Source organism: Streptomyces sp. NBC_01003 (genome assembly GCF_045162695.1).
Taxonomy (GTDB): Bacteria; Actinomycetota; Actinomycetes; order Streptomycetales; family Streptomycetaceae; genus Streptomyces.
The window spans coordinates 8,745,434-8,764,759 of record NZ_CP108707.1 but is presented as its reverse complement, the minus strand read 5'-3'; the positions used below and the strand labels follow the sequence as shown (position 1 = coordinate 8,764,759).

18 protein-coding genes are annotated in these 19,326 nt (G+C 70.0%); 6 read left to right on the top strand and 12 right to left on the bottom strand.

Translation table 11 applies throughout. The features are described from left to right. Nucleotides 1–58: 58 nt before the first annotated feature. Nucleotides 59–943, bottom strand: coding sequence for an MBL fold metallo-hydrolase (locus OG698_RS40100; protein WP_406109009.1), 885 nt, complete (start codon nucleotides 941–943; stop codon nucleotides 59–61). 407 nt (nucleotides 944–1,350) lie between these two features. Between OG698_RS40100 and OG698_RS40095 the strand changes: the two genes are divergently transcribed. Together OG698_RS40095 and OG698_RS40090 are read left to right on the top strand one after the other, a co-directional pair. Then, entirely contained in the window at nucleotides 1,351–1,860 is a 510-nt protein-coding gene (locus tag OG698_RS40095; protein WP_406102565.1) for a transglycosylase SLT domain-containing protein, read from the top strand. A 73-nt stretch (nucleotides 1,861–1,933) separates the two neighbouring features. Further along, nucleotides 1,934–3,070 (top strand): LCP family protein, encoded by a 1,137-nt coding sequence (locus tag OG698_RS40090; protein WP_406109007.1) that lies wholly within the window; start codon nucleotides 1,934–1,936, stop codon nucleotides 3,068–3,070. Nucleotides 3,071–3,081: 11 nt separating this feature from the next. On the opposite strand, the gene OG698_RS40085 is transcribed toward OG698_RS40090, so the two are convergent. Further along, entirely contained in the window at nucleotides 3,082–3,528 is a 447-nt protein-coding gene (locus OG698_RS40085; RefSeq protein ID WP_406109006.1) for a hypothetical protein, read from the bottom strand. Nucleotides 3,529–3,633: 105 nt separating this feature from the next. Here OG698_RS40085 and OG698_RS40080 point away from each other — a divergent pair, with 105 nt between their 5' ends. Together OG698_RS40080 and OG698_RS40075 are read left to right on the top strand one after the other, a co-directional pair. Continuing rightward, nucleotides 3,634–4,695 (top strand): nitrous oxide reductase family maturation protein NosD, encoded by a 1,062-nt coding sequence (locus tag OG698_RS40080; RefSeq protein ID WP_406109004.1) that lies wholly within the window; start codon nucleotides 3,634–3,636, stop codon nucleotides 4,693–4,695. A gap of 52 nt (nucleotides 4,696–4,747) precedes the next feature. Further along, the gene (locus OG698_RS40075) at nucleotides 4,748–5,776 is read left to right on the top strand and encodes a methyltransferase (RefSeq protein ID WP_406109003.1); all 1,029 of its coding nucleotides are present in this window, start codon (nucleotides 4,748–4,750) and stop codon (nucleotides 5,774–5,776) included. An 87-nt stretch (nucleotides 5,777–5,863) separates the two neighbouring features. On the opposite strand, the gene OG698_RS40070 is transcribed toward OG698_RS40075, so the two are convergent. The 7 genes from OG698_RS40070 to OG698_RS40040 form a co-directional block, all read right to left on the bottom strand. Beyond that, nucleotides 5,864–6,196: a TcmI family type II polyketide cyclase gene (locus tag OG698_RS40070; RefSeq protein WP_100598572.1), complete on the bottom strand. Its 333-nt coding sequence runs from the start codon at nucleotides 6,194–6,196 to the stop codon at nucleotides 5,864–5,866. A gap of 24 nt (nucleotides 6,197–6,220) precedes the next feature. Continuing rightward, entirely contained in the window at nucleotides 6,221–6,697 is a 477-nt protein-coding gene (locus OG698_RS40065; RefSeq protein WP_399981712.1) for an SRPBCC family protein, read from the bottom strand. Nucleotide 6,698: 1 nt separating this feature from the next. Then, on the bottom strand, nucleotides 6,699–6,959 hold the full coding sequence (locus tag OG698_RS40060) for an acyl carrier protein (RefSeq protein WP_399981715.1): 261 nt from the start codon (nucleotides 6,957–6,959) through the stop codon (nucleotides 6,699–6,701). A gap of 27 nt (nucleotides 6,960–6,986) precedes the next feature. After that, nucleotides 6,987–8,234 carry a ketosynthase chain-length factor gene (locus OG698_RS40055; protein ID WP_406109001.1) on the bottom strand — a complete coding sequence of 416 codons (1,248 nt, stop codon included), beginning with the start codon at nucleotides 8,232–8,234 and terminating at the stop codon, nucleotides 6,987–6,989. Further along, nucleotides 8,231–9,499: a beta-ketoacyl-[acyl-carrier-protein] synthase family protein gene (locus tag OG698_RS40050; protein ID WP_399981719.1), complete on the bottom strand. Its 1,269-nt coding sequence runs from the start codon at nucleotides 9,497–9,499 to the stop codon at nucleotides 8,231–8,233. The genes OG698_RS40055 and OG698_RS40050 overlap by 4 nt, the downstream gene beginning before the upstream one ends. Beyond that, nucleotides 9,496–9,975 (bottom strand): cupin domain-containing protein, encoded by a 480-nt coding sequence (locus tag OG698_RS40045; protein WP_399981721.1) that lies wholly within the window; start codon nucleotides 9,973–9,975, stop codon nucleotides 9,496–9,498. The genes OG698_RS40050 and OG698_RS40045 overlap by 4 nt, the downstream gene beginning before the upstream one ends. A 68-nt stretch (nucleotides 9,976–10,043) precedes the next feature. Continuing rightward, nucleotides 10,044–11,168 carry a SchA/CurD-like domain-containing protein gene (locus tag OG698_RS40040; protein ID WP_399981724.1) on the bottom strand — a complete coding sequence of 375 codons (1,125 nt, stop codon included), beginning with the start codon at nucleotides 11,166–11,168 and terminating at the stop codon, nucleotides 10,044–10,046. Nucleotides 11,169–11,398: 230 nt separating this feature from the next. On the opposite strand from OG698_RS40040, the gene OG698_RS40035 reads away from it, so the two are divergent. Then, nucleotides 11,399–13,102: an FAD-dependent oxidoreductase gene (locus OG698_RS40035; RefSeq protein ID WP_406108999.1), complete on the top strand. Its 1,704-nt coding sequence runs from the start codon at nucleotides 11,399–11,401 to the stop codon at nucleotides 13,100–13,102. 15 nt (nucleotides 13,103–13,117) lie between these two features. Here OG698_RS40035 and OG698_RS40030 read toward each other — a convergent pair whose 3' ends face one another. Both OG698_RS40030 and OG698_RS40025 read right to left on the bottom strand, forming a co-directional pair. Next, nucleotides 13,118–13,891, bottom strand: a complete 774-nt coding sequence (locus OG698_RS40030; RefSeq protein WP_406108998.1) for a class F sortase — start codon at nucleotides 13,889–13,891, stop codon at nucleotides 13,118–13,120. Nucleotides 13,892–14,096: 205 nt separating this feature from the next. Continuing rightward, nucleotides 14,097–15,143, bottom strand: a complete 1,047-nt coding sequence (locus tag OG698_RS40025) for a hypothetical protein (RefSeq protein ID WP_406108997.1) — start codon at nucleotides 15,141–15,143, stop codon at nucleotides 14,097–14,099. 686 nt (nucleotides 15,144–15,829) lie between these two features. On the opposite strand from OG698_RS40025, the gene OG698_RS40020 reads away from it, so the two are divergent. Beyond that, complete coding sequence (locus OG698_RS40020; protein WP_406108995.1) at nucleotides 15,830–17,221, top strand: MFS transporter; 1,392 nt, start codon at nucleotides 15,830–15,832, stop codon at nucleotides 17,219–17,221. A gap of 109 nt (nucleotides 17,222–17,330) precedes the next feature. On the opposite strand, the gene OG698_RS40015 is transcribed toward OG698_RS40020, so the two are convergent. Beyond that, nucleotides 17,331–19,274: a helix-turn-helix domain-containing protein gene (locus OG698_RS40015; protein WP_406108993.1), complete on the bottom strand. Its 1,944-nt coding sequence runs from the start codon at nucleotides 19,272–19,274 to the stop codon at nucleotides 17,331–17,333. Nucleotides 19,275–19,326 lie beyond the last annotated feature (52 nt).

The following is a 19,326-nucleotide window of genomic DNA, read 5'->3' as shown; positions in this document are numbered from 1 at the left end:
CGGAGACAGACCCCCCTCGGGGATTCCCTGTGATTGCCGGCGTGCTGGGCCGGGGCGCTCAGTCGTCCGAGCGGCAGATGATGAAGTCGGGGAAGACGTGCCGGCCGGGCCGGTCGCCGATTTCCTCGATCGCGCGGCGGATGTCCCGCAGTTGCCCGACAGTCATCTCCAGCGGTGGCTCGTCCGGCTGACAGGTCGTCCGGATCGGGTAGTCGACGCCCCGCTCGCCGCTCATCTCGATGTGGCAGCCCAGGACGTGGGTGACCGTACGGGTACCCGCGAACTCGACCAGGCGGTCGATGGACTCGGTGAACGCCGCCCAGTCCTCGACGTACAGCCGCCCGGGATACACCGTGTCACCGGTGAGCAGAAAGCCGGTGTGCGGGTCGTAGTAGGTGACGGCCGCCGCATGGTGGCCCGGTGTGGCCAGGCACTCCAGCACGCGGCCTCCCAGGTCGACGCGGGCCACTTGGCCCTCGTCGTCCGCGAACCCGAAGAACTCCCAGGCGGTGTCACGATCCGCCCCGACGACGCGCGTGTGGGGCCGATCGGCGAACTGGACGTCTCCCGCGACATGGTCCCCGTGGGCGTGCGTATGCAGGACAAGGAGCTCGTACGTGTCCCTGGGGTGTTCGGCCAGCCAGTCCTCGATGAGCTCGTCGACGACCCGGCGCAGGGGAAAGTGCCGGGCGGACGCGGTGGCTCCCGTGTCGATGAGTACGGCGCGTGCGTTGCCGAACAGCAGAAACAGGAACGGCGCCTCGTAATGCACGGCCATGTTCTGCCGCAGGACGACCGTGTGCTCGTCATAGGCGTGCACCTGGATGTCCGGGTCGGTGTTGTGCTTCGCCGACACCGATCCATGGATCCAGCGGACACCCAGCGTGTGCGGCTCGGGCCGCCCCTCGGTCACGAAGTCGACCTGCCGCGCGGTTCCACCCATTCCGTCTCCTTAAGAGAGTCACCCTCCGAGGGCATCACCCTGGCCCCCGAACCGGGCTGAACGCGTGACCTGGGTAACGCGGAGGGGGGTCGGGCCTGTGAAGCACCCCATAGGAGCCAGATCACATACTAAAGGTGGTAGTAGCCGGTGGGGCCGCCCGAGGTGCATAGAAGGCGCCCTATCCGGTCATTTCGGACATTCCTCCGTAGTGGGGTAGTACGTCACATCCTTGCGCCCCCTCACGGGCATCGCTAACTATGGCTGTCGTCCCGGAGAACGGGTCGGAGCACGAGCGAAGTCGCTCGCTCCGGACTCCCGGGTCAGGACGCGGATCCCGACTCCGCTCCAGGCGCCACCACACCGGCCGGCGCCGCACGATGTCCCCGAACATGAAGAGGTAATCCCGTATGGCCTTCTCCACCCCGATCACCGCTGCCGCCCGCCCCACCCGCTTCAAGCGCACCACCGTCACGGTCCTGGCCGCCGCCGGTCTCGCGGGCGCGGCACTGACCTTCGCCCCGTCCCCCGCGCAGGCCGCCGAGCCCGCCGCGACGCCGAAGTCCGCTCACTCCGTGTCGACCAAGGCGGCCACCGACGGGAACAACGTCGACGGCTGGATCAACGAAGCCCTCAAGGTCATGAAGGCCAAGGGCATCCCCGGCTCCTACGAGGGTCTGAAGCGCAACATCATGCGTGAGTCCTCCGGCAACCCGAACGCCGTGAACGGCTACGACGTGAACGCGGTCAACGGCACCCCGTCCAAGGGCCTGCTGCAGGTCATCCAGCCGACCTTCGACGCCTACCACGTCGCCGGCACCGCCAAGAGCCTGACGGACCCGGTCGCCAACATCACCGCGGCCGCCAACTACGCCGCCGACCGGTACGGCTCCATCGACAACGTCGACTCCGCGTACTGAGTCGTCGTCACCGCACGCACACGCCGTAACTGATCCACGGCACATCTCAACCCTCGAACGGAGGGCAGCGCCCATGCCGCACACCAGCGGAGACGAAGGGCACGCGCCCTCAGACGACGCCCTTGAACACCCCGGCTACGGGTCCGCGAACCTGCACCGCTCACGCGGCAGGTCACGCAGGAAACGGCTGCGCGTCATCACGTACACCGCGCTCGGCGCCGTCCTCGTCGGCGGCGGTGGTGTGGCCTACGCGTGGTCGCACCTGAACGGGAATCTCAAGGGCACGGACATCAATGCCGTACTGGGCGAGAACCGCCCGGACGCGGGGCACGACGGGGCGATGAACATCCTCCTCCTCGGCTCCGACTCGCGCGCCGGCACACACGGCAAGTACGGCAAGGGCGTCACCGGCGCCCGCTCGGACACGGCGATGGTGCTGCACGTCGACAAGAGCCACAAAATGGCCTCCGTCGTCAGCATCCCCCGCGACACGATGGTCGACCGGCCGCAGTGCGCGAAGCCGTCGGGCGGCACGGCGCCGGGCGAGCATCAGTCGATGTTCAACGCGGCGTACCAAGTGGGCGGTCCCGCCTGCACCGTGAAGACGGTGGAGAAGATGTCGGGCGTCCGCATGGACCACTATCTCGAGGTCGACTTCAAGGGCTTCCAGAAGTTCGTCGACGAGCTCGGTGGTGTCGACATCAGCACCCACCGGGCCATCAAGGACGCCGGCAGTCACCTGTCCCTGAGCGCCGGGAAGCACACCCTCAAGGGTGAACAGGCCCTGGCGCTCGTGCGGACCAGGCACGCCGTCGGCGACGGCAGCGACCTGGGGCGGATCCAGCTCCAGCAGACTTTCATCAAGGCACTGATCCACCGCGCCGAGTCGATCGACGTGGTCGGCAACCCCGCCAGGACGTACGAGCTCGCCGACACCGCGACCAAGACCGTGAGCGCCGACTCCGGTCTCGCGTCCGCGGACAAGCTGCTCGGCCTGGCGAAGGACCTGAAGGGCATCAGCCCCGACCACATGAACATGGTCACGCTGCCGGTCCGCTACGACGCCGAGGACGCCGGCCGCGTCCTGCCGCTGGCCAAGGCGTCCCACCAGGTCTGGCAGGCCCTGCGCGACGACCGTCCGATCCCGAAGTCCGCGACCGAGAACTCGGTCGCCGCACGGACCGACTCACCGGTGTCCGCCGGCACCTAGGGCGCCGTGCGTCACGGCAGGTCGGTGCGGCCCAGCCAGGCCGGTTTCACCGGCACCCCGTCCTCGTACCGGTCCGCAGTCGGGCCCGAGGACGCCGGAGCGGCGTCCTCGGGGGGTGCGGCGGTCGGGGTGGCGGTGTCCTCGGGTGTCGGCACAGGGGTCGGCTGCGGCTCGGGCGGCGGCGCGGCACTGTCCTTCACCAGTTCCGCGACCGTGAACCGGGAACTGAAGGACTGCCAGGCACCGTCGATGACGAGCAGGAATCCGTCGGCGGTGCGGAAGATGCGGCTGCGCTTCGGACTGCGGGGATGCTCCGGCGTATAGCGCCCGATACACTCCGCCAGCTCCGCGAGGGCCTGTTCCCGCGAGCCCTCCACATGCCCGAGCACGGACGCTTCCATGTGCTTGCGCTCCCCCGTCCCCACCGTCATCTCGACGATCAGCCCCCAAGTGGCCATGTGCCGCCCCCTTTTCCGCTCGTTCGGCTCACCCACAGCGTAGGGCGCTGCCCACCTGGGCGATCAGCGGTGGCGGGCCGGAACACCCGCTCGTAGCTTCGCCATATGACCAAGCGACAGATTGCGTACCTCGCATGCACCGCGGCCGTCGTCGTGTCGGGGGTGGGGGCCGCGGCCCCGTCGGCCGACTGCCGGACGGTGCACCGGGTGAACCCGGGCGAGTCGATCCAGAAAGCCGTGAGCACAGCAAAGCCGGGAGACGTCATCGTCCTCTCCCCCGGCACCTACCACGAGAGCGTCAGCATCACCGTGTCCGGGCTGACGCTGCGGGGCGCGAGCGACCGGTCCACCGTCATCGTCCCTGCCGCGGCATCCGCTGCCGGCGCCTGCGCCAAGGCCGGCAACGGCATCTGCGTCACCGGGACCAAGAGCAAGCCCGTCGAGAACGTCACCGTGCGCTCGCTGACCCTTCGTGGTTTCAAGAAGAACGGTCTGTGGGCGACCGGGACCGATCGCCTCCGGGTCGAGGGAGTGACCTCCGAGAAGAACGGCCAGTGGGGCATCGCCCAGGAGAGGTCCGTGCGCGGGGTGTTCCGCCACGACACCGTCGAGGCCAACGGTGACGCCGGCCTCTTCCTGGCCAACACGGTCGACGCCGAGGAGGGGGCCCCGAACTCCGAGGCGGTGATCAGCAACAACCGTCTGCTCGGCAACCGGATCGGAGTCACCGTGCGGCGGCTGCGGAACGTGGCCGTCGATAACAACGAGGCGACCGGCAACTGCACCGCGATGTTCCTCGTGGGTGACGAGAACAAGCCGCGCACCGGGGGGCTGAAGGTGCAGAACAACTACATCCACGACAACAACAAGTACTGCGCCGCGACCGCGCGTCTGCCCTTCCTCCAGGGGTCGGGCATCATCCTCACCGGCGTCGAGGACTCGCTGGTGGCGGAGAACGGCGTCGAGGACAACGTGGGCAAGGCCCCGATGTCGGGCGGCATCGTGCTCGCCAAGAACTTCAAGGGTGCCCTCAACCAGCGCAACGAGATCCGCGACAACCTCGTGATGGGCAACGGCACGGCCGACCTGGCCAGCCAGGACAAGGGCAAGGGCAACACGTTCCACGACAACGCGTGTGCGGTCTCTGTGCCCGCCGGAATGTGCTGAGGGCCAACGCCATGTCCGCACACACATCACGCCAGCAGAAGCGAGGCAACAGATGACAACCGTTGATGAGGCCACCCAGTCACCCATGCGCCTGCGGGAGCTGGTTTTCGGGGCCGCGTGCGCCGCCGCCGTACGCGCGGCCGCCCGCCTGGGTGTCGCCGACGCCCTGGACGACACGCCCATGAGCGCGGAGGACCTGGCGGCTGCGGTGAAGACCCAGCCGTTGACACTGCGCCGGCTGCTGCGCGCACTGTCCAGCCAGGGCGTCTTCACCGAACTCCCGGACGGCACGTTCGCGCACACGGACATGTCCCGGCTCCTGCGCGAGGACGACCCGCACAGCCTGCGCTACATCGCGCTGTGGTGCACCGAGCCGTGGACCTGGAACGTCTGGCCGAAGCTCGACGAGGCGGTGCGCCACGGCCGCAACGTCTTCGAGGACGTGTACGAAGCTGAGTTCTTCACCTATCTCAACCAGCAGGCCCCCGAGTCGGCGCACGTGTTCAACCGCGCCATGACGACGTCCAGCGAGCAGTCCGCGCGCGACGTCGCCGACCTCCTCGACCTGACGGGCGTGGCCTCGGTCGCGGACATCGGCGGCGGTCACGGGCAGGTCGTGGCCAGCCTGCTGGAGAAGCACCCCGACATGCACGGCACCCTGCTCGACCTGCCGGGGGTGGTCGAGAACGCCGATCCGCGCCTGCGCGACGGCGGTTCGCTGGCCTCGCGGGTGCGCATCGTCGCCGGTGACTGCCGCGAGGACATCCCGGTCCAGGCGGATGTCTACATCATCAAGAACATCCTGGAGTGGGACGACGACAGCACCCGCAGGGCGCTGGCCAACGTCCGCAAGGCGGCGCGGCCCGGCGCCCGCGTCGTCGTCATCGAGAACCTCGTCGACGACACCCCGTCGATGAAGTTCACGACGTCCATGGACCTGCTGCTGCTCCTCAACGTCGGCGGCGCGAAGCACACCCGGCTGAGCATGGTCGAGCGGCTGACGGACGCGGGGCTCGTCCTCGGCGAGGTCCGCCCCGTCAACGCGTATCTGCACGCCTTCGAGTGCACCGTCCCCGCCTGACCGGGACATCACCTCCGGACAAACCCGAGGCCGCCGGCTCCGCGTCTGACGCGGGACCGGCGGCCTCGGGTTGTGTCGTGCCCTCACTCAGGAGGGGTTGTTCCGGTCCCAGTGGTAGAAGCGGTGCGCCATGGCGTCCTTGGGGCTGCGCCAGGTCTCGGGGTCGTACGCGCTGACGTACGCCGACAGCTGATCGCTGACACTGCGGAACTCGGGGTGCCCGGCCACCTTCGCGATGACGGGCGCCGGGTCCTCGTCGGACTCGATGAGGTGCAGGTACACGTCACCGAACTGGAAGAGGCTGCGCCGGTTGACACCGATCAGGTGCGGGAGCTCACCTCGGTCGGAGGCGGCGAACACGTCGGAGATCGCCGGCGCCGAACCGGGCGCCATGCGGGCGACGATCAGGGCGTGATGCATCGGGTTTCCTTTCCGGGCGGGCGATCAGCGGGGGACGGCGGCGTTCTGGCGGTCACGGGCGACGCGCTCGATCCGGTCGCGGATGAGGCCCATCTGCGTGACGGAGTTGCGGTTGATGTTGTCCGTCATCCAGGCGTCGTCGACCGGGGCCTCGGGCTTCATCGCGAAGTCCTGCACCCAGTCCATGCGGGTGCCTTCCGGGGTCTCCGTGTAGTCCCACCGGATGTCCATGTGCGCGAAGGGCCCGGTCTCGACGCGACGGGCACGCACGGACCGCTTGGCGCGGTCCACGGTCCGCTCCGAGACCCAGCTCCACACCTTCCCGTTGTCGTCCGGGTGCATGGTCAGGCGGAAGGTCGTCTTGTCGCCCTCGCGGGAGAGGACTTCGAGGGACGCGTACTCGCTGAAGAGCTGCGGCCAGTTCTCGATGTCGTTGGTGACGTCCCAGACGAGGTCGATGGGAGCGTCGATGGTGACGCTGTTCTCTGTGTGTCCGGACATGTCAGGCTCCAGCCTTGAGGTTGCTGTTGACGAGGTCGAGGAACTCGCGGGGCGTCTTGCAGCGCTCCGAGTCCGGGGGAAGCGACTGGCCGGACCGGTTCTCGAGCTCGCCCACGATGCCGAGCAGGCCGAGCGAGTCGAGGCCGACGGAGTCGAACGGGGAGTCCGGCGACTGCTTGAGCTGATGGGGGTCCACGGTGACTCCGGCCGCCTTCTTCATCAGGCGGGCCAGTTCGTCGAAGGTCAGTTCTGCGGTGATCATGCGGGTGTTCTCCTTCCCGCCCGGTCGTTACCGGGCGGAGTCGCCACCGCGGCGCACTACCAGCGCCGCGTTGGAGCCCATGAGTCCCCTGCTGAGGACCAGGGCTGTGCGTAGCTCGGCGGGGCGAGCGCGAGACATCACCAGGTCGAGGTCGTGGCAGATGTCGAACACGTTGGGGGTGGGGGGTACGAGGCCGTTCTCCATGGCGAAGACGGCGGACACGACGTCCAGGACGGGCGCCGCGCAGTAGGCCCGCCCCGTACCGGTCTTGGGTGCCGTGACGGGTACACGCCTGCCGTGTGCACCCAGGACGTCGGCGATGGCCAGCGCCTCGGCGCGGTCCGCCGCCGGGACGCCCATGGCGTCGGCGAAGACGACGTCGATCTCCTCGGGGGCGCAGCCCGCCTCGTCGAGGGCGCCCTTGATCGCGCGGGCGAGCCCCTCGCGGGACTCCTCCCACTGGGAGGCGCCGGTGAAGGTGGCCGAGTGGCCGGCCACGACGGCCCGGATGTCCGACCCCCGCTCGCGGGCACGGGTCTCGTCCTCGACGACGAGCATCGCGCCGCCCTCGGCGGGCGCGAATCCGCGCGCTCCCGAGGTGAAGGGCAGGTAGGCCCGGTCGGGGTCCTCGGCGGTGCTGAGCTCGGGGTAGCCGAGCTGGCACACCATCGAGTACGGGGCGAGGGGTGCCTCGGCGGATCCGACCACCATGGCGCCGGTGCCGCGCCGTACGGTGCGGGCCGCGTGCGCGATGGCGTCCAGGCCGCCCGCCTCGTCGCTCGCGACCACTCCGCACGGCCCCTTGAAGCCGCTCCAGATCGAGATCTGTCCGGTGCTGGCCGCGTAGAACCAGGCGATGGACTGGTAGGGGCCCACGAACTTGGAGCCCTGACCCCACAGCTTCTGGAGCTCCCGCTGCCCGAACTCGCCGCCGCCGGAACCGGCCGCGGTGACCACGCCGATGGAGTACGGCTCCGCGGGGTCACCGCGGCCGAGGCCCGCGTCGTCGAGGGCGAGCGCCGCGGCGGCCATACCGAAGTGGGTGAACCGGTCCGTCTGGACGAGGAACCGCTCCTCGATGAGGTCCGCGGGATCGAAACCGCGGACCTCACCCCCGACGCGGAGCGGCAGGTTCTCGCATCCTTCGCGGGTGATCCGGTCCAGGGCGCCGAGGCCCTCCCGGACGGATTTCCAGTACGCCTCGGCGTGCAGTCCGTTGGGCGCGATCACACCGATCCCGGTGATGGCCGCGCCGCGGGTGCGGTCCGTTCTCATCGTGTCCTCCCACCTGCCTCAGTCAGGAGCACCGCGGACTGGAACCCGCCGAATCCGCTGCCGACGGAGAGAACGTTCCGCAGCTTTCGCGGACGTGCGGTGCGCGGTACGTAGTCCAGGTCGCACTCGGGGTCGGGGGTCTCGTAGTTCGCCGTGGGCGGCACCACCTGGTGCTTCATGGCAAGGACGCAGGCGACCACCTCTATCGCGCCGATCGCGCCCAAGGAGTGGCCCACCATGGATTTGATGGAACTCATGGGTGTCTTGTAGGCGTGAGCCCCCAGGGACACCTTGACCGCGGCCGTCTCGTGCCGGTCGTTCTGTCTGGTGCCCGAACCGTGGGCGTTGACGTAGTCGATCAGCGTGGGGTCGAGGCGGGCCTGGCCGAGCGCGTTGTCGATCGCCCGGGCCATCTCCAGGCCTTCGCTGGTGAGACCGGTCATGTGGTAGGCGTTGCCGTAGGTGGCGTAGCCGCTGAGCTCGCAGTAGATGTGCGCGCCTCGCGCACGGGCGTGCTCGTAGTCCTCCAGGACGAGCACCGCGGCGCCCTCGCCCATCACGAAGCCGTTGCGCTCGGCGTCGAAGGGGCGGGAGGCGTGCTCGGGATCGTCGTTGTTGGGCGACGTCGCCTTGATCGCGTCGAAGCACGCCATCGTGATCGGGGAGATCGGCGAGTCCGACGCCCCGGCGATGCATATGTCGGCGCGGCCTTCCTCGATGGTGTGGAAGGCGTAGCCGACCGCATCGAGCCCGGAGGTGCAGCCGGTGGATACCGTCTGCACCGGGCCCTGGGCACCGAACTGTTCGGCGACGACCGAGGCGAGTGTGCTCGGCGAGAACGCCATGTGGAGTTTCGGTTCGGCCGCGCGGTGGTCCACGTCCCACCGCTTGCCGCCCTCGCTGACCCGCACGTAGTCGCGCTCCAGGCGGGTGGTGCCGCCGATGGCGCTGCCGAGCGAGACTCCGATGCGCCAGGGGTCCTCGACTCCGGTGTCGATCCCGGAGTCCTTGACGGCTTCGCCGGCGGCGATGACGGCGAACTGGATGTACCGGTCTGCGTGTTCGACCAGCTCCGGGTCGAGCCCGTGTGCGAGCGGGTCCAGGTCGCATTCGGCGGCGATGCGTGAGCGCAGGCCCACCGGGTCGAAGAGCGTGATGCCGCGGGTCGCGGTACGGCCGTTGGCGAGAAGGTCCCAGAACGCGCTCGCCCCGATACCGCCCGGGGCGACTACACCGACACCGGTGACAGCCACCCGCCGGGTCACGTTATGGCCCCACTACGCTCGGACGACTGCCCGTGTTCCGGCGCGGACAGGTCGGGGCCACCGGTGATGAACCCGGGTCCGGATCCGGCGCCCTCGGTCACCTCCGTGTCGACGTGGCCGAGGCTGGGGCGCGGGGCGAGCGGGCCGAGGTGGAAGACCATACGGGCCTCCACGTCGCCGACGTTGCGGAAGCGATGGCGCACGTTGATCGGGATCAACAGGCCCTGATCCGGGCGGAGTTCATACGTCTCGCCGTCCAGGTCCACCTCGAGGGCGCCGTTGACGACGTAGACGAACTCCTCCGAGTACGGGTGGTAGTGCTCGCCGATGCGCTCGCCGGGCTGGACGAGGGCCAGGCCCATGAAGCCACTGGTGGAGCCGACCGTCGCGGGCGTGAGCATGGCCCGCAGATCACCTCCTCGCCGGCGGTTGGGCTCCGTCTCGCTCAGATCCACGATGCGTGGATTCTTGATCATGGTTGATACCTCCGGGTGCGGCGGTGGCGTCCGGGGCCCTTGCCCACGGACACCCCGCGGGTTGTCCGTCAGGAACCCGCCGAGCTGCGGTCGGTGATGGGCATCATGTCGGCGTGCGACAGAAGCCGGTTGATGTTGCGCTCCGTCTGCAGGGAGCCCTCGACGCCGATGGCTGCGCCGTCGAGGAGCTTCTCGAGCTCCTGGCACTTCTTCGCGCCGTTGAGGCCGAGGGAGGCGACGGGGTCGGCGTCGAGCTCACCCGTGATGTCGATGAGACGCACCACGATGTCGTCGCGCTGGAAGACGGTGCTGCCGTACACCGGGTTGCCCGGGGCGTCCGCCGCGGCCGCGTCCTGCTCGGCGAGCAGCCGGGCCAGGTCCATCCCGCGGCCCTTCTTGGCCGGGTAGTACAGGGCGTGACGCCGCAGGTCGGTCGGTACCGGGATGTCGGACACGACGTGGTGGACGGCCGGGAGCGCGGCCCGGGTGAAGAACACGCGCGCCGACTCGGGGTCGGTCAGGTCCCGGTGCTGTTCGAGGTAGGGGTTGATGGCTTCCTCTACCGCCCGCACCTCGGGCTGACGGGCGACGTGGCGCAGCGCAGCGAGGAGGTCGCCCTCGACCTCCACGGCCCGCACGACGCGGTTGCCGTGCATGAAGAGCGAGGTGCGGCGCAGGCGCGTGGTGTCGTCGACCTGGGCCTGGGGCGACTGGTACCCGGCCAGGATCTCCGCGACCTTCGACTCGGAGCCCGGCTTGACGGTGAAGGTGAGGGCGTGGCGCGCCGCGCCGTCGCCCACCCGGGCCGCCACTGCGTTCGCCGCCGCCGGCGCCGGCGTGACCGGCTGGGCGGGGTTGGTCTCCCGGAGGATGCTGTAGCGCATCGACCGGGTGTCCTTGACGCAACTGTGCATCGGCCTGACGGTCTCGACGTGCTCCTCGCTGTTCACCCACGCGAGGAAGGGCGGGGCGCTCTCCCACTCGCTGGTGATGAGCCACTGCGAGGGGTTCTCGATCGACTGGCAGAGCTGGTCACTGAGGTGACCGGGCACGGACGCGACCTGATTGCGCATGTGCTCGTACGCGTCCAGGAACTGCTGCTGGGCTCCCTCGTACAGATCGAGCAGAAGGATCACTCGCAGCCTGGAACCGTCGAAGGCCGACTGCGATATACGTCCTGAGATCGGAGTCATACGACACACCTCTCCTCTTCTTCGCAAAAGATCAGGAACGACCACCGCGTCCGAAATGCCGGGGTCGCATGAGCCGATCGTTGATCGGCCCCCCGGCGGGCGCGATCCCCAAGCGCCGTACGGGTGAGCGGAGCACCCGTCCGGGTGCTCCGGGGGGCGAAGCGGCACGGGGAGGCATGGACTGTGATCCCAACCACTGACCCAGGTCGCCGCTGCGGCTGGAGGCAAGAATGAACCCGTCGGAAGAGGCCCCGAAGGGCACTCAGAACGTGCCGGTACTCATAGTCGGCGGCTCCCTGGTGGGCCTGTCGACCTCACTGTTCCTGGGGCGTCTCGGCGTCCCGCACATGCTCGTTGAGCGCCACTCGGGCACCTCGATCCATCCGCGCGGGCGCGGCAACAACGTGCGGACCATGGAGCTGTTCCGGGTCGCCGGAGTCCAGCAGCGCATCAAGGACGCCGCATCGGTCCTGGCCGACAACCACGGCATCCTGCAGACGCCGACCCTGGTGGGCGACGCCGGCGAGTGGCTGTTCAAGGAGATCGACCCCGGTGGCGGGCTCGCCCGCTTCAGCCCCGCCGGATGGTGCCTGTGCAGCCAGAACGACCTCGAACCCGTACTCCTGGAGAGCGCGCGGGAGTTGGGCGGGGACCTGCGGTTCCACACGGAACTGATGTCGTTCGAGCAGGACGCCGAGGGCGTGACCGCACAGCTCAAGAGCCGCGACACGGGCGAGCACACCACCGTCCGGGCGAAGTACCTCGTCGCGGCGGACGGGCCGCGCAGCCCCATCCGCGAGCGGCTCGCCATCGGGCAGACCGGCCCGGGCGACCTGTTCCACAACGTGAGCGTCACGTTCACCTCGCGCGGCCTCGCGGACTTCGTCGGCGACCGGCGCTTCATCGTGTGCTACCTCACGAACCCGGAGGCCGACGGCGCTCTCCTGCCGGTCGACAACCGTGAGCACTGGGTGTTCCACGCTCCCTGGCACCCCGAGAACGGGGAGACGCTCGAGGAGTTCACCGACGAGCGGTGCACGGAACACATCAGGCGCGCCACCGGAGTCCCGGACCTCGACGTGCAGATCACCGGCAGGGCCGCCTGGCACGCCGCCGAGCGGGTCGCCGAACGGTACTCGGACGGGCGGGTGTTCCTCGCCGGCGACTCGGCCCACGAGATGTCCCCCACCGGGGCGTTCGGGTCCAACACCGGTATCCAGGACGCGCACAACCTCGCCTGGAAGCTGGCCGCCGTGCTCGGCGGCTGGGCAGGTCCCGGTCTGCTGGAGTCCTACGACCTGGAGCGCCGGCCGGTCGCGGAGGCGACGAGCGCCCGCGCCTCGTCGCGGTCGGTCGAGCACAGCCACCCGGGATACACCCCTGGCCCGGAAGCCGGCGGCGCCGGCGGCCTCAGCGGCCCTGGTGGTCCTGGCGGGCCCGGCGGCCCCGGCGGCAAGAAGGGCGGCATCCTCAATGTGGCGCTGGGCTACCGCTATCCGCGCGGCGCGGTCCTCGGCGTCGACCCGGCGACGCCGGTCGTACCCGAGGGAATGCGGCTGACGGGCGAACCCGGGAGCCGCGCGCCCCACATGTGGCTGCACCGCGCCGGCACCCGGATCTCCAGCCTCGACCTGTACGAGAGGTCGCTGGTGCTCCTGAGCTCCGGGGACGGCGACGGCACGTGGCACACCGCGGGGACGGCCATCGCACAACGGCTGGCCGTCCCGCTCGACTCGTACCGCATCGGCAGTGGGCCCGACGCGGAGCTGAACCCCGTGGGCGATGTGGACTGGGCCGAGGCCCATGGCGTCGCCCCGGGCGGTGCGGTACTCGTCCGCCCTGACGGGTTCGTCGCGTGGCGGTCCGAAGGGCCGTCGGCGGATCCCGGGAAGGAACTGCGGGACGCTCTCATGGGAGTCCTTGACCGGGACTGACAACTCCCGACGGCCTCAGACAAGATGGGCGAAGACCACCAGGTTGTCGGTGTAGTCCTTCTTGCCGTGGTCGTACGCCCCGGCGCAGGTGATCAGTCGCACCTGGGCCTGGGGCGTGTCCCCGTACACGCGCTCGTTGGGGAAGGCGTTCTTCGCGAACGTCTCAACGCTGTCGACCACGAAGGAGGCCGTGCGCGAGTCGTCCCTCTTGACGGTGAAGGTGTCCCCCGTCTTCATAGCCCTGAGGCTGGCGAACACCGCGGCTGACGTCTTCGTGTCGACATGCCCGGCGATGATCGCGGTACCGGTCTCGCCCGGGGACACGCCTTCGGCCTGCCAGCCGACCAGGTTCGTGTTGGCGGCGGGCGGGGGCTGGAGCTGGCCCGTGGGGCCGATGGCAAGGCGGGTGAAGGGGGCGTCCACGCCGATCTTCGGAATGAGCAGCCGCGTGGGATTCGCCCGCGGCAGATGCTTCCCGACGGGCGCCGGCTCTGCGGGCGCCGCGGGCGCTACGGGCTCTGCGGGCGCTACGGGCTCTGTAGGCGCTGCGGGCTCTGTAGGCGGAACAGGCATGTCGGGCAGAGTGGGCTCCGAGGACGGCGCGAGCGCCGCCGCGGGACGCGAAGCGCCGGAGGAATCGGAGATGTCGGACGTCTCTTCTTGACCGCCGAACAGGCTGACCAGCAGGACGACGATTCCGATGGACCACACGATCCATGGGCCGCGGCGGGAGCGGCGCTCGGGCGGCGCGGACTCGGTCTGATTGGGGGAAGGCATCCGGTCTGCCATCTGGCACCACCTCACTGGAACGAGCAGATCTGCAACAGCGCAAGAAGATCGGAAACAGCAAAAGAGTCCGGCAACAGCGCAAGCCGTCCGGGACCGGTTCACATAGTCGGGAGCTTCAAGAGAGAACTGGGCAAAAAAGAAAGCCAGCCGGGCCGCCGCGACGTGTTAACGCGGCGGCCCCGGCTGCTATGACAGGCACCGCCGGTCAGGACGCGCGGTGGGACGCGCTCTTACGGCGCATCGCGAACGCTCCGGCCGCGGCGACCGCGAGGACCGCGATGCCGCCTGCCGTGACACCCGGCGACGTGGCGAGCCCGCCGCCACCGGTGTGCATACCGCCGCTGGGCTTCTCGCGCTTGGAGTCGGAACCCCACGAGCCCTTGCCCTCGTCGTCGCCGTCGTTCTTGTAGCTCTCCGGGTCGTACTTCTCCTTGTCCTGGGTCCAGTCGTCCTCGTTCAGCGCGGTGAGGGCGCCACCACCGGTGTGGACGCCACCACGCGGCTTGCCGTGGTCCGAGCCGTAGGCGCCGCCATGCTCCTTGCCGCCCTGGCCGCCGTGCTCCTTGCCGCCCCAGTCGCCATGCTCCTTGCCGCCCTGGCCGCCGTGCTCCTTGCCGCCCCAGTCGCCACGCTCCTTGCCGCCCTGGCCGCCGTGCTCCTTGCCGCCCTGGCCGCCGTGCTCGTCCGAGTCGCCCTTCTTGTTCTCGTCCTTGCTCCAGTCGTCGCCCTTCACCATGGCCAGCGCACCGCCACCGGTGTGCATGCCACCACGGGGCTTGCCGTAGCCGTCGCGCTCGTTCTTGCCCGAGCCGTAGCCGCCCTTGCCCGAGCCGCGCTCATCCTTGCCCGAGCCGTGCTCGTCCGAGTCACCCTTCTTGTTCTCGTCCTTGCTCCAGTCGTCACCCTTCACCACGGAGAGGGCGCCACCACCGGTGTGCAAGCCACCACGCGGCTTGCCGTGGCCGGAGCCGTAGCCGTCGCGCTCGTTCTTGCCCGAGCCGTAGCTGTCGCGCTCGTTCTTGCCCGAGCCGTGGTCGCCCTTGCCCGAGCCGCGCTCATCCTTGCCCGAGCCGTGGTCGCCCTTGCCCGAGCCGTGGTCGTCGCCGCGATTGCTGTCGTTGTCGTGCTCTGTGCTGTAGGAAGAGTCATCGTTGTCCCAGTCGCCTGCGGCGACTGCGTACGCACCGGGAGCAGCCATGGCGAGTGCAGCCGTGGCCGTCGCGGTAGCGAGGAGCATGCGAGCAGAACGCATCGTCGAAGTCCTTCCGCCGCGGCCAGGCCACTGACGCTTTGTCAGCTCGACTTACCCGGCCCCGACGTGATAACCGTCGGCCACAGGTGGCCCACGCACCACTCGAACCGCCCGCCTGGCCGATAGTATGGTTATCACCCACTCGGCCCCCAATGGCTCAACCGGGGGGCGGGTCACGGATCCTGACCAGGCATTTCGCCAGGGGATTTCCCCGACTTCCGGCTTGCGGTCCGCTTATGGCACAACCCGATCGGCCCCGACACGACTGCGCGCGCCCGGCCCCTCGAACGCACCAGCCCGACCCACCCATCTCGCTGACGACGGGTCCGATACGCCCCGTCCAGGTCCCTGACGCCCAGTCCGATCCGACCACACCCGATCGCTGACGAAGAGTCTGATCCGCGCTTGCCGCGGCGCTCCCTGACAACGGGTCCGATCCACTGACCCCGATCGCTGACGGCCAGTCCGATCCGCCTGGCCCAGTGACTACGGGGGCCCACGGCCGTCACGCTGTCGCGACACGCCGACGCACGATGAACTTGACCCTGCTCACGGTCTCCTCATGGTGGCTCCCCGCATAGCACCGCCCAAAACTATGGTGCCCCACCACATGTGCCGTTGACCTGCGTCTTTCTACCTTGTGCCGACACGTACCCGTCCCCGCCCAACGCCTGGAAGTGGTCCACATGGCCTCCGCAGCAACCGCTCCCCCACCGCCCGCGAGCCTCCGGCGGATCGTCGCCGCGAGCCTCATCGGCACCACGATCGAGTGGTACGACTTCTTCCTCTACGGCTCCGCCGCCGCACTGGTCTTCAACAAGCTCTTCTTCCCCGACTCCGACCCGCTCGTCGGCACGCTCCTCTCGTTCCTGACGTACGCCGTCGGATTCGCGGCCCGGCCGCTCGGTGCGCTCGTCTTCGGGCACTACGGCGACCGCCTCGGCCGCAAGAAGCTGCTGGTCCTGAGCCTGCTCATGATGGGTGCGGCGACGTTCGCGATCGGCCTCCTGCCGACGTACGCGACGGTCGGGGTCGCCGCTCCGGTACTGCTCACCGTGCTGCGACTGGTCCAGGGCTTCGCTCTGGGCGGCGAGTGGGGCGGCGCCGTGCTCCTCGTCTCCGAGCACGGGGACGCCAAGCGGCGCGGCTTCTGGGCCTCCTGGCCGCAGACCGGAGCGCCCGCGGGACAACTCCTCGCCACCGGTGTGCTCTCCCTGCTGACCGCGCTCATCTCCGACTCCGCCTTCACCTCCTGGGGCTGGCGCATCCCGTTCCTTCTGTCCGGTGTCCTCGTCATGGTCGGCCTGTGGATCCGTCTGTCTGTCGATGAGTCACCTGTCTTCAAGGAGGCGCTGGCCCGGGCCGAGGCGCGCAAGGCCGCGCAGGGCGGCGCGAGCGAGAAGACGCCGCTCGTCGCCGTGCTGCGCCACCACTGGCGCGCCGTCCTCGTCGCCATCGGCGCGCGCATGGCCGAGAACATCAGCTACTACGTCATCACCGCCTTCATCCTCGTGTACGCCACCACGTCGGCCGGCGTCTCCAAGCAGACCGCACTGAACGCCGTACTCATCGCGTCCGCCGTGCACTTCGCGGTCATCCCGGCCTGGGGCGCGCTCTCCGACCGGGTCGGGCGCAGGCCCGTGTACCTGCTCGGGGCCGCGGGCGTGGGCCTGTGGATGTTCCCGTTCTTCTCGCTCATCGACACCGGCGGCTTCGGGAACCTGATCCTCGCCGTGACCGTGGGCCTCGTACTGCACGGGGCGATGTACGCACCGCAGGCGGCCTTCTTCTCCGAGATGTTCGCGACGCGGATGCGCTACTCGGGTGCTTCCATCGGCGCGCAGTTCGCCTCGGTCGCCGCCGGAGCACCCGCGCCGCTCATCGCCACAGCCCTCCTCGTGGACTACGGCAGCTCCACCCCGATCGCCCTGTACGTGATCGCCGCCGCCGTCCTGACGCTCATCGCCGTGGGCGTCGCGAAGGAGACCAGGCACCGCGATCTGGCTCACGTCGAGGAAGACAGCGCCGCCGGCGAGCAGGCGGACGCGGCCCGCACGGCGGACGCCCGCCCCGCCTGACCCGGCCACCGCTCCCCCGGCCCCCGTACGCACCCCGCGTACGGGGGCCTCGCCGTCACGCGAGGCACGGCACACGACACGCAGCACCCAGCTCACCACGCCCCGGCCGTCAGCCCGATATCGCCCCGGCCAACCGGTGCAGCCGCAACGCGAGTTGGATCTCAAGGGCGCGCGCGGGCGACTGCCAGTCCGGGCCGAGCAGGCGCCCTATCCGTTCCAGGCGCTGTGCCACCGTGTTCACGTGCACATGCAGCGCGTCCTTGGTGCGGGCGGGACTCATGCCCGAGGCGAAGTAGGCGTCGAGCGTGCGCACAAGGTCGGTCCCCCGGCGCTGGTCGTACGTCACGACCTCGCCCATGGTGCGTTCGACGAATCCGGAGATGTCCCGGCTCTCCGCGAGGAGCAGGCCGAGGAAGCCGAAGTCCTCCGCGGCGGCGCCCTCCCCGGCTCTGCCGAGCAGGCGCAGGGCGTCCAGGCAGCGCTGCCCCTCCGCGTACGCGGTGGCGACGGTGTCGGTGCGGGTGGTCAGGTCCTCCACGGGCGCCGACGCGCCGACGGTGACCTGCTCGTGGACCGCGGCGGAGAGGTGCTTGGCGGTGCGGCGGGCCAGGTCGGAGGCCCGGTCCCCGGTTCTCAGGGGAAGCAGCAGGACCGTACCCCCGTCACGCGCCGCGGCGAGTCCGTGCCGGGTGGCGGCGACATGGGACGCGGCGGACCACAGGCGGCGCCGGGCGGCAGCCTCCTGTTCGGCGTCGGCGCCCGGGGTCTCCAGGCGCGCGGCCAGGACCACATGGGCGGCGTCCAGGTCGGCGTGCAGCCGCGCGGCGCGCTCCCGCAGCAGCCGCGGATCCCGGTCCCGCGCGTCGAGCAGGTCGTCCAACAGCTCGCCCCGTACACGCTGTTCTGCCTCGGAGGCGGAGCGCCGGGCGAGGAGCAGGAGCGAGGTGACCATGGCGGCCCGCTCCAGAGTGCGCTGGTCGACGGGGTCGAGCCCCGGGTGGCCTCGCAGGACGAGCGCGCCGAGGAGTTCACCGCCCGCCGCGACGGCGGCGACCCAGTCGTCCCCGTCCCGCACGGCGTGCCCGTCGGAGCGGGAGGCGTCGAGGGGTTTGTCGGGGGCGGTGACCACGTCGGCGAACTCCACGGTCCCGTCGAGGACTTGGGAGACGGCCGCCGCCACGTCGTGGACGCCGCCGCCCCTCAGGACGAGTTCGGCGAGGCGGTCGTGGACGTCGGACGCGCGCTCGATGACGTCGCCGCGGTCCCGGATGATCTCGTTGGCGCGCTCCAGTTCGCCGAGCGCCTCCCGGGTCTCCGAGAGGAGGTTCGCGGTGTCGATGGCGGCCGCGGCGAGCGCCGCGAAGGAGCCGAGCAGCGCGATCTGCTCCCGCTCGAAGACCCGCGCGCGCCGGTCGGCGGCGAACAGCACGCCGATGACGTGGGGGCCGAGCATCAACGGCACGCCAAGGATCGCGACGAGGCCCTCGTCGTGGACTCCGGTGTCGATGGTGCGCGTGTGCTTGAAGCGGATGTCCTGCGCGTAGTCCTCGGTGACGTACGGCCGGGCGGTCTGGGCGACGAGTCCGCCGAGCCCCTCGCCCATGCCGAGCCTGAGCTGCTGGAAGCGCGCGGCGACGGAGCCCTCGGTCACCCGCATGTAGGTGTCGCCCCTGGCCGGGTCGTTCAGCGTCAGATAGGCGACGTCCGTGCTGAGGAGGGAGCGGGCGCGCTGCACGATGGCCTGGAGGACGGCGCCCAGGTCGCGCAGGCCGGCGAGGTCGTGGGCGGTCTCGAAGAGCGCGGACAGCTCCGCCTCACGGCGGCGCCTGCCCTCGAGATCGGCGCGGACCCGCAGGGCGAGCCCCTTGGCCTGCTCGAGGGCGTCGATCCGCCCCTGCCCCTCACCCTCGGCGCGAGCGACCAGCACGGGCTGTTCGTAGGCGTCGGCGGACGCGCCCCGGGCGAGGAGCTCGAGGAACGGCGCCTCGGCACTCGATGCGGGGCGCTCAGGGCCGACGGGTCCTGACGGGGACTGTGCTGAATCGTGCGACATGCTCACCAGGATTACCCGCCGTACGGCCGGCCCCGCCAGCCCTGTGGACAAC